Origin of the sequence: Anabaena sp. AL09 (assembly GCF_001672255.1) — a bacterium.
GTDB classification, from domain to species: domain Bacteria; phylum Cyanobacteriota; class Cyanobacteriia; order Cyanobacteriales; family Nostocaceae; genus Dolichospermum; species Dolichospermum lemmermannii.
The window spans coordinates 50,099-62,559 of sequence record NZ_LJOQ01000091.1 but is presented as its reverse complement, the minus strand read 5'-3'; the positions used below and the strand labels follow the sequence as shown (position 1 = coordinate 62,559).

At 36.6% G+C, this 12,461-nt stretch carries 13 protein-coding genes, 1 tRNA gene and 1 pseudogene; 4 read left to right on the top strand and 11 right to left on the bottom strand.

Annotated elements, in window-relative coordinates:
• On the bottom strand, positions 1-713 hold a 713-nt coding region (locus AN490_RS18950; RefSeq protein ID WP_300006462.1), incomplete at its 3' end, for a transposase.
• Positions 714-1,329: 616 nt separating this feature from the next.
• Between AN490_RS18950 and ctpB the strand changes: the two genes are divergently transcribed.
• Positions 1,330-2,664, top strand: a complete 1,335-nt coding sequence (gene ctpB / locus AN490_RS18945; RefSeq protein ID WP_300006461.1) for a carboxyl-terminal processing protease CtpB — start codon at positions 1,330-1,332, stop codon at positions 2,662-2,664.
• Between the two features lie 150 nt (positions 2,665-2,814).
• On the opposite strand, the gene AN490_RS18940 is transcribed toward ctpB, so the two are convergent.
• From AN490_RS18940 to hrcA, 4 genes are all read right to left on the bottom strand, one after another.
• A complete protein-coding gene (locus AN490_RS18940) occupies positions 2,815-3,681 on the bottom strand; it encodes a hypothetical protein (protein WP_041458312.1) in 867 nt (288 codons plus the stop codon).
• Positions 3,682-3,728: 47 nt separating this feature from the next.
• Complete coding sequence (locus tag AN490_RS18935; RefSeq protein WP_015079590.1) at positions 3,729-4,310, bottom strand: DUF1517 domain-containing protein; 582 nt, start codon at positions 4,308-4,310, stop codon at positions 3,729-3,731.
• A gap of 74 nt (positions 4,311-4,384) precedes the next feature.
• Positions 4,385-5,053 (bottom strand): DUF2834 domain-containing protein, encoded by a 669-nt coding sequence (locus AN490_RS18930; RefSeq protein WP_300006460.1) that lies wholly within the window; start codon positions 5,051-5,053, stop codon positions 4,385-4,387.
• Between the two features lie 13 nt (positions 5,054-5,066).
• Positions 5,067-6,143, bottom strand: coding sequence for a heat-inducible transcriptional repressor HrcA (gene hrcA / locus AN490_RS18925; RefSeq protein ID WP_015079588.1), 1,077 nt, complete (start codon positions 6,141-6,143; stop codon positions 5,067-5,069).
• Between the two features lie 315 nt (positions 6,144-6,458).
• Here hrcA and AN490_RS18920 point away from each other — a divergent pair, with 315 nt between their 5' ends.
• The 3 genes from AN490_RS18920 (at position 6,459) to AN490_RS18910 (ending at position 7,105) form a co-directional block, all read left to right on the top strand.
• Positions 6,459-6,593, top strand: coding sequence for a Tn3 family transposase (locus AN490_RS18920; RefSeq protein WP_300006459.1), 135 nt, complete (start codon positions 6,459-6,461; stop codon positions 6,591-6,593).
• A gap of 107 nt (positions 6,594-6,700) precedes the next feature.
• Positions 6,701-6,829, top strand: coding sequence for a hypothetical protein (locus tag AN490_RS18915; protein WP_256370257.1), 129 nt, complete (start codon positions 6,701-6,703; stop codon positions 6,827-6,829).
• A gap of 9 nt (positions 6,830-6,838) precedes the next feature.
• On the top strand, positions 6,839-7,105 hold the full coding sequence (locus AN490_RS18910; RefSeq protein ID WP_300006458.1) for a TniB family NTP-binding protein: 267 nt from the start codon (positions 6,839-6,841) through the stop codon (positions 7,103-7,105).
• 185 nt (positions 7,106-7,290) lie between these two features.
• Here the strand turns inward: AN490_RS18910 and AN490_RS18905 are convergent, their stop codons facing one another.
• From AN490_RS18905 to AN490_RS18880, 6 genes and pseudogenes are all read right to left on the bottom strand, one after another.
• Positions 7,291-8,643 carry a NurA domain-containing protein gene (locus tag AN490_RS18905; protein ID WP_300006457.1) on the bottom strand — a complete coding sequence of 451 codons (1,353 nt, stop codon included), beginning with the start codon at positions 8,641-8,643 and terminating at the stop codon, positions 7,291-7,293.
• Positions 8,644-8,669: 26 nt separating this feature from the next.
• The gene (locus AN490_RS18900) at positions 8,670-10,694 is read right to left on the bottom strand and encodes a DUF87 domain-containing protein (protein WP_300006456.1); all 2,025 of its coding nucleotides are present in this window, start codon (positions 10,692-10,694) and stop codon (positions 8,670-8,672) included.
• 19 nt (positions 10,695-10,713) lie between these two features.
• Entirely contained in the window at positions 10,714-11,685 is a 972-nt protein-coding gene (locus AN490_RS18895; RefSeq protein ID WP_300006455.1) for a site-specific DNA-methyltransferase, read from the bottom strand.
• Between the two features lie 53 nt (positions 11,686-11,738).
• On the bottom strand, positions 11,739-11,948 hold the full coding sequence (locus AN490_RS18890; protein WP_300006454.1) for a hypothetical protein: 210 nt from the start codon (positions 11,946-11,948) through the stop codon (positions 11,739-11,741).
• Between the two features lie 106 nt (positions 11,949-12,054).
• A tRNA-Arg gene (locus AN490_RS18885) sits at positions 12,055-12,127 on the bottom strand.
• A 49-nt stretch (positions 12,128-12,176) separates the two neighbouring features.
• Positions 12,177-12,323, bottom strand: a pseudogene (locus AN490_RS18880) (M23 family metallopeptidase); the annotation flags it as partial.
• Positions 12,324-12,461: the final 138 nt, after the last annotated feature.

Genomic DNA, 12,461 nt, shown 5'->3' with positions numbered 1-12,461 from the left:
CTAGCTTTTTTCCTACCGCTAGAACCTTTGACTTTTTTGTAAATCCGTTTTTGAGAATGTTTGATAGATTTTTCAGCTTTCCTCAAAAACTTAGGGTTAGGTTCGTGATGCCCGTTAGAGTCAGTGTAAAATGACTCAATACCAACATCTAAACCTATGTCTACACCCGTTTTCGGTTGAATATCTACAACGTCAATGCCGATACAAAACTGAGCATAATATCCATCTGCACGACGGATTAAGCGCACTCTTTTAATGTCTTTAAGCTCGTAGGATTGAATATCCCATTTACCTAATAATTTGAGTTCACCAATTCCTTTCTTGTCGGTAAAAGTAATACGTCGCTTGGTTTTATGTAGCTTCCAGCCTGATGTTTTATATTCAACGGAACGGCAATCTTTCTGAAATTGTGGGAATCCCTCTTTGCCATGTTTGCCTGATTTACAGTTGTCGTAAAACCTTGATATAGCAGACCAAGCCCTCTCTGCGGCTGATTGTACAGCCATTGAGTTTAACTCAGCAGTAAAGGGAAATTCTATCCGTTGTTCAGTAGAGTATTTATTAAGAGCAAACTTATCAATTTTTAGCTCACGGGGTGCATCCATCCAATACCTAATTGCTTTATTCCGAACGAATTGGGTAGTCCGAATTGCATCGTCTATCGCATTATATTGGTGCTGTTTACCCTTAACTTTATACTCTAGGACTATCATTGTTTTATTTGTTTACGACCTATTAATATAGTAACATAGATAGGAAGCAAATAGGAGACAAAATGAAGACTGAATATATAAGAATTAGAACGACACCGCGCAGATCCCATAAACTAAAGTTATTAGCCGAACAAAAAGAATATTCTGTAACGAGAGTGATAGAAGATTGGATAGACAGTCTGCCAGATCCCGTGTCAATGCAGGATAAATCCTGCAACTAGCCTTCATCCCTTGGCTAAAGCACAGATGTAGCTTCCTAAGTCAGCTACATCTTCAAGGGTTTTCGGCATTTCCCTTATAAATAATTAATAAAACTTTAACTATCTATTGATGTAAATCACAGCTACTAAGCCAAGAAAGTGCTATGGTGAAGAAGATAATTGGGCATTTACAAATGACACTCATCTAAGTGTTAAATACTCGTGTTGTTCTGTAAAAAAAAACTGATCAACTCGAACCGTATTTGTTAACCGACAAATAAAATATCTCACTCATCATTAACAAAAAACCAAAAGATAGATGAAGTATCAAGGTTATTAGGATAAAAAAAACTAGAAAACATCAGAAAATTCTGATTGATAAACTGTCAAAAACACAACTATTTCAACTAATATACATGAACCAATCTGTGAAACGTTACTCACCGCTCCAAGCTGCCCTGATTGGTGGAGCGATCGCCACAACTGCTACTATATCTGTATTTGGTCAAGCTTTGACACGCTCAGTTCATGCGGCTTTACAAGACAGTCCGAAAGCCTTAGTTGACCAAGTTTGGCAGTTGGTGAATCGTGAATATGTTGATGAAAAATTTAACCAACAAGATTGGCAAGCAATCAGACAAAGCCTATTAAGTAAAGACTATACTTCTAAAGACGAGGCTTATGTAGCAATCCGCGAAGCTTTACAGAAACTAGGTGATCCCTACACCCGGTTTATGAACCCCAAACAATATGAATCCTTGACTAGTCAAACATCTGGGGAAGTATCCGGGATTGGGATTCGGATGCAACTAAACGAAAAAACCAAACGCCTCACGGTTATTGAAGCGATAGAAAATTCTCCAGCCCTGACAGCCGGACTCAAATCAGGTGATGAGATTATCGCAATTGATGGTAAATCTACCCTGAAAATGAGCGTGGAAGATGCCTCAAAGTTGATTCGTGGGCAGATAGGTACTTCTGTTAGTTTGGATGTAGAAAGACCAAATAACAAATTTAAAGTTAAATTAACCAGGGCGACAATAGAAGTTCCCACAGTCCGATATACCCTCAAACAAGAAGCTGGTCGGAAAGTTGGGTATATTAGATTACAAGAGTTTAGCTCTCATGCCGCTGATCAAATGCGTGTAGCCATTCGCAAGTTGAACGACCAAAAAGTTGATTCCTACGTTTTAGATTTGCGAGGTAATCCCGGTGGTTTGTTAAATGCGAGTATAGAAATTGCCAGGATGTGGTTAGATGACGGTCATATCGTCAAAACCGTAGACCGCAAAGGATCGAGCGCTCAAACACAAGCTAATCGGACAGCCATTACCAAACTACCTTTAGCAATTTTAGTTGATGGTAATTCCGCCAGTGCTAGTGAAATCCTCACCGGCGCACTCAAGGATAATAAACGGGCTGTAGTTGTTGGTAGTCAAACCTTTGGGAAGGCTTTGGTACAGTCAGTCCATGAACTAGGAGACGGTTCAGGTTTAGCAGTGACTATTGCCCATTACTATACACCCAATGGTACAGATATCAATCATAAAGGGATTGCCCCCGATATCAAGCTAGACTTGACCCAAACTCAAGAACGCCAATTAGCTTCTAATCCGAATTTAATTGGTACAAATAGCGATCCCCAATATACCCGTGCCATTGCTGTTCTTTCTAATGGCAAATTAGCACAATCAGTGACAAATCAAAATCCTCAGTCTATTAGTGTCAATGCTAAAGACTTGAAGTTTTAGCATTTTGTGTAGGTTGGGTGAAGCGATAGCGCAACCCAACGCTCATGTTGGGTTATGGCTAACGCCTCCCGTCAGAGATACGTACCATTGCTGGCGAAAGTAAACGTTCCACAACCCAACCTACGAATCAAGAGTTAATACAGAAATTTCCTATCTTCTTCTACTACCAAAACCGGAAGAACGGCGACTTGAAGAACGGCCACCACTACCAAAACTACTACCAGAATTGCGGCGAGTAGAGCTAGAATTACCAGAAGGTGTAAGGGTACTACCACCAAAACCAGAACCAGAAGCTCGTCCAGTTGTTGTAGTCCGGTTGGCGGTTCCTGAAGACGAATTTCTGATGTTTCCTGTAGTGCGGAAAGTGGTGCGATTTCTCACTGCTGCGGGTGGTTCATTGTAGCGAGAACGGTAACTAGAAACAGCCGAATCATAGCTAGAACCATAGCCACCATGACCATTCATGATCCCACCTGGCTGATAAACGGGGGGAACATAATATTGAGGTCTAAACAACATACTACCAATAGCTTGACCAGCGACGTTACCAACTAAAGCTCCTGCAAAAGGGGCCCAAAAGCTACTTTGTTGGCGCACAATCACAGTTTCCGGTTGTCCGGTTTGGGGATTGTTTCTGGTTTCGGTGACGTTGTGGACGTACTCAAGTTTGAAGTCCTCGGTCATGTATAAGACTGGCTGACTATTTTCTACTTTTAAGTAAGTTTTCTTACCTGCTTTGATTTCATCATCAGTCAATCGTGCCATTTGCAGCTTTTCTGTGGCAAAGCTGGGGGGATTGTTATTGAGTAAAAACAAGGTATACTCACCATTGGCATCATTGTATGTACCCTGTTGTACTTCATACTGACCATCATTTAACTTGGTGGGAGTAGCAGTTTGGCTAATATTCTTAGTTGGAGAATTAGCTTGGTTTCCTCCCCCGCAAGCGACAGTTGTTAAGCACAAAGTTAAGGCTAAACAAACAACTGTAAGTTTACGTAGTATACTGATAATCATTGTGTTCATGTTTGTTTTCGGGTACTAATTACAGACTAACGAATCATTTACAGTGGGATCAATTCTGGATAATATTCCAATAATTGATCACTGGAAAGTTCATCACCTAATTGGGCTGGAGAAAAATGCACTTGGATAGCGCGGAGTTTATGTTTGTAGTGTAGATTAATTACGGCTTTAAAGGCTGCTTTCAAAGCTGGGATGTTGGCTAAATCAGTTTCTAACTCGGTAATTTCCCCTTCAGCAGCGACTGTAATCATGACAACGATGTTACGGGTGACAGGAAGTGATAAGGGCTGATTTGAGGAAGTGGAATTAAAATCAAGATTAGCCCCATATCTTTGGGCTGAGTCTGTGAATAGTTCATTGACATAATCTCCTGCTTCCCCTTGATTCCAAAAGACATCACCTTCATTAGCAGCAGCAAACCAATATTCATCATATTGTAGGAAAGTTTGGCACAGTTGCACTAATTCTTCTCCTAAAATATCCAGATCACCGTCAGCATTAATCGCTGTTCTAGCACTACTGTTGAGGACACCTAAGATTGGCGCTACTTCTTCTCCGTTTAAATGCAAGAACAAACGACAGACAATATAGCGAGTTTTTCCCATCATGCGATTAAACATTTTTTGTCTCCTGTAATTTCAGTAGATGTTGTTCACAACTGGATACTTACCTTTTTAATTTTAGTAGTCAGGAGTTAGTGGAGTATTGTTGTCTCAACTCCTTTTTGATTTTCTATATCTATAGGTGGACGCACACACAGATACATCAAAGCTCCAAACACAGGAATGATCGCAAATAACCAAAATAACTGATTATTTTGCCAACCTCGTCTTGTCATATCATCTCTTAACAACGTGGGAAATAATAGACTCAAGATGATAAAATCCAAACTCATGACGTGAATAAATCGGCTGGTTTCCCACTGTTGTCGAAAATTACCCCAGTCTCCCTGTAAACTATAGGTAAATAAAACCGCCGCACCTAAAGTTAATAAAATTCCAAAAATGCGAGAATCTAGTAATTTGAGAAATAATTTTTTTTCCCCTACAAACTTTTGATTGGGTTCTCTTAAAGCTAAATATGGTAAAAGCCCAAAAGCCCCAATGGCAAAAGCAGCACTAGCAAATGGCCAAGCAGGTATTTTTTGACCTCTACCATCAAAAAATACCACTGCACTATATATAAAAGGCCAAATTCCCATGATATTAAATAAACATATAATCAGCGGATTAATCCCTTGCCAATTTCCTGTAGAGAGATTTTTTATCAACTCAAAAGTATCCGGTTGTTCAGGAGGAGCAAAGAAAAAGGCATAGGAAACAAATCCTAGCCATAGTAAGCCAAAAGTGATTTTTCTGATCATGAATTTATGGAAATTAACTAAAAGCTTCCGAGAGATAATTTGCTGCTGCTGCGACCACAGCGATCGCACTCTCATAGTCTAACCTAGTTGGACCTAAAACTCCCACACTTCCCACTGGCACAGAACCCCGACGATAAATAGCAGAAATCAAAGTACAGGTGCGAATAGGTTCAAGAGGATTTTCTGTCCCAATCCGCACCGTTACTTTAGACTTATTTGTATCATCCATTTCTGTTTTTTCACAAATTAAATGCCAAAGTTGGTCTTGTTCTTCTTCCAACAATTGCATAATTGTCTGCACCTGCTGTACTTGAGAAAACTCAGGTTGTCGTAAGACCTCTCCAATCCCCCGCACCATAATTTGTGTAGTCGTTGGTGCAAGAGCGCGATGAGTCAATTCTACCAAAGAACTTTTCAAAAATTCGCCATAAACTCGAAATTCTTGATCTAATTCACTCCAGTCAAGGTAGCCTAATTCTAATAAACTCCTTCCTCGTAAATGACTATTCAAAAAGTTAGAAACTATCTGCAATTGATGATCAATTACCTCCGGTTCAGGTTTAGTTACTGATGATATTGAAAATAAATCCATCACCTTAGAATGGGTTTCATAACTATCTGTCACCACAATCAACATAATCTTCCCGGATTCAATTTGCACTAGTTGCAAATGTCGTAACTTTGCTGTCGTGGTTTGTGGCATAGTAATTAAAGTAATACAGCCGCTTAATGTTGCTAAAATTTGGGCTGCACCTTGTAATAAAGCCTCTAAACTCCAATCTTCCCAATGCAAATGTCTTTGTAATGCCGTTTCTACCTCTTTAGCTAAAGTTTCTGATGGTTTAATTAGTTGGTCAACATAAATCCGATAACCAGAATCAGAAGGAATTCTTCCCGCAGAAGTATGTGGTTGATAAAGTAACCCTGATTTTTCTAAAACACCCATCACATTGCGAATAGTAGCCGAGCTAATACCTAAATCAAATCCTTCAATTAAAGCTTTAGAGCCAACAGGCTCTGCTGTCGCAATGTAATGGCGTATAGTCGCCCAAAGTATATTTTGCTGCCGATTAGTTAGATGGACTTGCATAGGTGATATTTTTACTGAAGGCAAACCTTAATCAAAATCTGAAAAAATGCGTGGTTTTTACCACCAAACCCCAAAAGAGTATTAATTATTAATTAATGCAAGATAGCAAATTATATACTTAATATTGTCCGCTTTATGTAAATTAAAAATTTGCAAGTAATATCAAAGGTTGTAGCTTTTTCCTTAGTCGTAATTTATATTTCTGTCACCGAAACTAGGTTGTTTTGTGTGTCTAACTTACATAAATCTCTATCTTTTTATGGATCATCTCATGACATCCTCAAATCAACTGTACTTTTAGCTACAGAATATTAGATGCTACTGCGTAAGTTGGGTAGCTATAGTCGGAAAAATCCTCTTGATCAAGCTTTTCGAGGGTTGGGTAAGGTGGTGCGAACCATGCTTTTGCTGCTATTCTCTAGCGGTGATAGTACATATTTACCATATTAAATCTGCATTGGTTTTTCTCTCGGTTTTTGATGATGAACAAATGCGCGAAGATTACGGGTGGTAAATCATGACTTCACAACAAGCCCAAAGTGTTGCTCAAGAATTAGGTGATATTCTTCCCGAATGATGAGAAATTACAAGCAGAAATTCACCGATTGAATCGGAAAAGTTTTATTCTATTGGAACAGGTGAAAATGCTCCATGATTGGTTAGATGGTAAGCGACAATCACGGTAGTCTGGTAGGGTGCTAGGAGAGTCAAGAACGGGTAAAACTATGGGTTGTGATGCCTACAGACTCAGGCACAAACCCAAACAAGAAGCGGGAAAACCGCCAACTGTGCCTGTTGCTTATATCCAAATACCGCAAGAATGTAGTGGAAAGGAGTTATTTGCCGCAATTATTGAGCATTTGAAGTATCAAATGACTAAGGGAACGGTAGCAGAGATTAGAGATAGAACACTGCGGGTTCTCAAAGGGTGTGGGGTGGAAATGCTCAAGCCAAATATTTGAAATTTCCAATTATAAATGATATAATATAGGTGTGGGCGAACGTCGGCTTCATGCCGTGTGTTTGGGTAGCTTGTCTACTTAGACCTAGCCCACAAACCATTTTAGTTTATCTAGTGATTGAATCAAATAAGAAGCACTCAAATATAAATATTTAGAATACCTAACTGATAAGACTTTCAAACCTTTTAATTAATATTTTGACTAGCAAATTTCTTGAGAATCCCTTGACTGGGATGTGCAGAAAGACTTACTAATTTATTAACTAAAGCTACAGGGAATAAAGCAGAATCATACATATCACAATGTAATTTTTCTACATTATCAAGTATTATTTGTAAATTTGGTAAATCATTAATAGTTGGATTTTTCTTAAGTTCTTTGACTGGAACTGCGACAACATACATTTGTCCATTTCTTGTTTTAAAAATTACTTTATGTCCATAGTTGCTAGTATGAGCATAAGGATTTTTGGGATCACCTGTTCCGGGTAAAATATAGCGATAAATATAATTATCACTTAAAATAAGTGCTTTTCCAGATTCTAATTTATTTTGTATATCTTGAGCATGATCAACAAAAGCTCCACTTTTTTCCAATCCAGCTAATAAAATATTGTGTTTATCAAAAAGCCAGTTTACTAAATCTATCATTGGTTCATGAAGTTGAGCCGTTTGTCCGAAAAAACCAGTTGAACCATCTTTAATAAACAAAACTTTTCTGAGCATTTCTGGTTGTTTATTTATTAATAAACGAATAATATGAATAATAATTATATGTTCAATTACATTAACTAAATAACCTAAAATTCCCTCTGCTCCAGTTTCTTCATCAAGAATTTCATAAAAACGAAAAATATCAGTTAGGTAAATTTTGCCCCCAGTTTCAGGACAGGTAAATGTATAATCACTATTCATTTCTTCTTCTCTTAAATCTACTGAATTGCCATCTTCACTTAAGGGATTTTTCTTTAAAGTACGACACTTATCTTGTTCTGTTTTTTTCCCTAGTTTATATCTACGAAATACAAACCATGCTAAAGTATCTATTAAACTTTTATCTTCATCTAAATTACTTTTAAGGAAAAACTCATAAATCGCTTTTAATACAGTTTCCTTTAAAGTATTAGTATCTTTGAAACATAAATTACGAGTAGGTAAAGCTAATTTTAAACGTTGAATGTTTTTTAATTTAGCCATATCTTTAGGATCAATAAAAGCTAATGAGTCAATTTCAGCTAGATCCTCTAATTTGAAAAATAATGCTCCAAACTGTAAGAAATGGATACTTCGAGAAGGAAAATCTTTATTTAAAACTACTTCTGTATAACCACCATCTACAGCAATAATAGCTTCTATAGGATTATTGTCAGGTGGTTCAAAATCTTGAATTAATTGTTCTATAGAAATATCATCAACTTGAGGAGGTTCTTCAATTCTTTGCATTACTGCTTGAACTTCAGGATCATTAATAATATGATGATGCGAAGCTTTACTTGCACTTTCAAAAGGACGACGGTTATTTTTACTTGTATATCCCATAGTTTTAAACCTTCTTTATACTAAATTTAGTTTTCAGGAGGAAAGCGATCAATTTGAACAGGAATAACAAAAGAATTGCTGTAAGTTTTCATACGAACAAAGCCTTTATCTGTATCCTGACTAAAACGAATTAAACTTTCTGTAAAATCGCTAAAATCATAATATTTCCTCAATTCTTTAATTTCATCCTCATTGTTTAAATGAGAAATAAACCAGTTTTGAGTTGCTTTTAGAATATTACTACTAATAGAACTTACTTCTTGAGTAGCATAGATTAAACCAAGATTCAATTTTGCTCCTTCTTTAGCTAATCTGTTATAAATTTGTGATAAATCTTTATCATCTTTTTTAGGAAAAAGGTTATGTGCTTCTTCAAAGTAAAACTGAATAAAATTATTAGGAGAAGTGCTAGTAAAACGACTTATCGCATCAGCAAAGACTCTTTGACAAATTCTTTCACTAAACATAGCTTGTATTGCAGAATTACCCAGTGAAAGATCAACTATGACAATTTTACCTTGTCTTAAATTATTCAGAATATCTTGATCGAATGGCTCTTGAATAGTGCTAGTATGCTGCTCTAAAATAGGTTTAAGGATACGAAAACCCAACAAACTTGCATTTCCTCCTGATTTACTTTTACGAGTCAGTATAGTCAACATAGATTTGAGGTCTTCATTAGCCCATTCATGTCCTTTTTTATCTTTATACTTTTTAAAAGTTTCATCTGGATCTTTATCATAAATTTCCCAGAGACTTTCCCACCAATTTGCTGCTTGTTCAAGATTTAGTCCTGAAGATGGATCAATAGATGGATTAACAAGATTACGAATATCTATGTTAGCTGTAAATTTGACTGTGAAATTACTTTCAGCCTTAAAACCCGCTCTATATAAGCAGCAAAGATAAACAGCTACTAAACAATCATAACGTGATTTCTTTGATATGTTTGTATGATAATCTTCAGGTTTTATTAAATCTATAGAAGTAAAACTTTTAATATAACCACTAGAACTATCTGAAATACTAGGATAACTTTTAATTAATTCAAAGCCATTTTCAATTTCTTTATAGAAATTTACCTTCATCTCCCTAAAACCTTCCTTGGGAACAGTTGAATATCTAACTGTTTGTTCTTGATATAAATCAAAAATTGCTGTACCTTGATCTTGAAGATTAGGATTAGCATATTCTCCATTAATATCAAAAATAATTTGTCCTATAGGGTATTTGGGATTATTATCTTCTGTTAAAGGTTTAAGAACTTCCTCTGGAGTTTCTTGACTTTTATCCAAAGTAAGAGGTGCGTTATTACTCATCTCAACACAAGATTGAATAATCTTTTTAACTGTGTTAGATTTTCCTGTTCTAGTCATTCCAAAGAGAGCAGTTCTTTTTCCTGCAAAATCTGGAGCTTGAACATAAACCATTACATCTTCTTCTTGCTGCTGAAAACGACGACTAGAACTATAGCGAACTTTACCTATTTTGATATCTCCAGAGCCTCCGGGAGTTCCATTCTCTCTATAGTTAACAATACCTTTTAAAATATCTGCTGAAGGTTTAACAACAGAGTAATTATGTGCGCTATAAAAGTTTTCTAAATCTGCACCAAAACGAGTTTTACCCTTTTCGTCAATATAAAAAGAGCCTAAAATTGAACATTCTAAACCACTAAAAGAAAATTCATAACGAGTGAAAGTGTCTAACTGAGATTTTTTATTGTCTCCTGTTTTAATATCATCTTTATAATATTCAACCATACTTTTTATAACGTCTTGATCTGTTGGTAGTTTTGTTGGTTGAATCACTCTAAGTAATACTGCTTCAATATCGTTTTTTTTATCAAGTTCATTATCATAATAAGCTAGTAAAAAACATCCTTGAGGAATGCCTTTAGCTTTTTGTTTCCAAGCGTCAGCAACTAATATTTCTGCTTTCGTATAACTAAGTCGAAATGGACGACCAACAAATATACCAGTTTCCCAATCACCAGTAAATTTATTACGTTTAAAAAGATCAATTTGTGTTAATTGTTGAATAATACTCATGTGAATAATCCCTATAATTTCATTCAGATATTGTTTGTGTTGTTAAGGCAGGATCTTCAAAACGAATTTTTGACTGATCTGCATATTTTTCTTCTGCATCTATCGCTAACCATTGACGGTCTAGCCTAGCAGCAGCATATCCAGTGGTATTACTACCAGCAAAAGGATCTAAAACCCAATCACCCGGATCAGTTAAAAATTCGATGAAAAAAGCTGGTAATCCCATTGGCATTCGTGCCGGATGAGGCGTAATTTTTCTTTGCTTACAAGTTTTTGCAAAAAAATCATTAGAACTACTATTTGAATAGGAAAAAGCATTAGGTAAACGAACCTTTCTATTAGAGTCCATATCCTCTAATTCTAGCAAATTATGAGCAATAGAACCTCCACAATCCTTTAAAAAGCTAGTTTCTCCAATTTTATGTTCAGAGGGTCTTTTCCCTGAATTATAATTACCGGTTTTCAAGAGATACTTCATGCGATCGCTATATGGACGCAATACTTTGGAATTATCTGCTTTAGGAAAATCCGTTTTAGCAATCCACCATAAACGAGTATAGCTGTCAACCGTTCTAATACGGTTAACTGTTACCCAATTAGCAGGAGATGGTAAACGAGAAGGATTATAACAAACAAATTCCTGAATAAGACGCAAATTAGCCTCTGGATGAGATACAAAATTTAATAAAGATTGTAAGGGCAATAAAGATTGAACAGGTCTCTGAGACTCCCAACTATTACCCAGTTCAATGACTATAGAGCCATCTTCGGTTAACATCTCTGAAAAAAGAGGGGCTAAACTTGTAAACCACTTAAGATATTCATCACCAAGCATATTACCATAACTTTTTTTACTATTTAGGGGAAAAGGTGGAGATGTGAAAATTAATTGTATTTGTCCTTGTAATTCAAGAAAATCAGGTTGTTTTAAAAGGGTTTCAGATTTACCAACATAATAACGACCTGATTTAGTTTGTTGAGCTAGTGACATTCTTTTTAATTGTTTATCCTAGAATTATAAACTCAGTAAGTTGTTCTTGGATATCATGGCTTGTCACCAGACATCGCTCTTTTCCTGTCAAATTCTACCAAAGAAAGCGAATCATCCTGTGATAACAACAACATATACCGCTTCCCCTGACCAGAAATAAACAACTCCGGTTCTTGTTCCTTAGGTGTTTTGTGAGTTTCACAAGCAATATCAAAACTTATCCCCGTAGACAGCCAATATACCAAAGCAGCCAGTCCCACCAAATTAGACCTGGAGTAATAAATACTGCGTCTTCCGTATCACTAATTACAGGCAAGACGGACACCAATTTGTCAACGCGGTCAAATAATCTGACAAGTGACATAAAAATGAGCGCGGAGGGATTCGAACCCCCGACCTACAGGACCGGAACCTGTTGCTCTATCCACTGAGCCACGCGCCCTTATACATTTGATAGTATAACATACTTTTTGAATTTAAACAGCATTTAATTATAAGTAATTTGCTGGGTCAACAGGTGTACCATCGCGGCGGACTTTAAAATGGAGATGAGACCCTGTGGAGAAGCCTGTAGAACCGACAGCAGCGATCGCTTGTCCTTTTTGTACAGTTTGTCCTTCACTGATATATAATTCGCTACCACAATCTAATTTTTTGCGAAAATACCCTTAATACCCTTAATACCCTTTTCAACTAGTTACATTTAGCCCAAAAAGTGCAGACATAAACAGTATTATGCCTGACCTTTGGCAAAATTTAATTGGAAGACCCTTAGA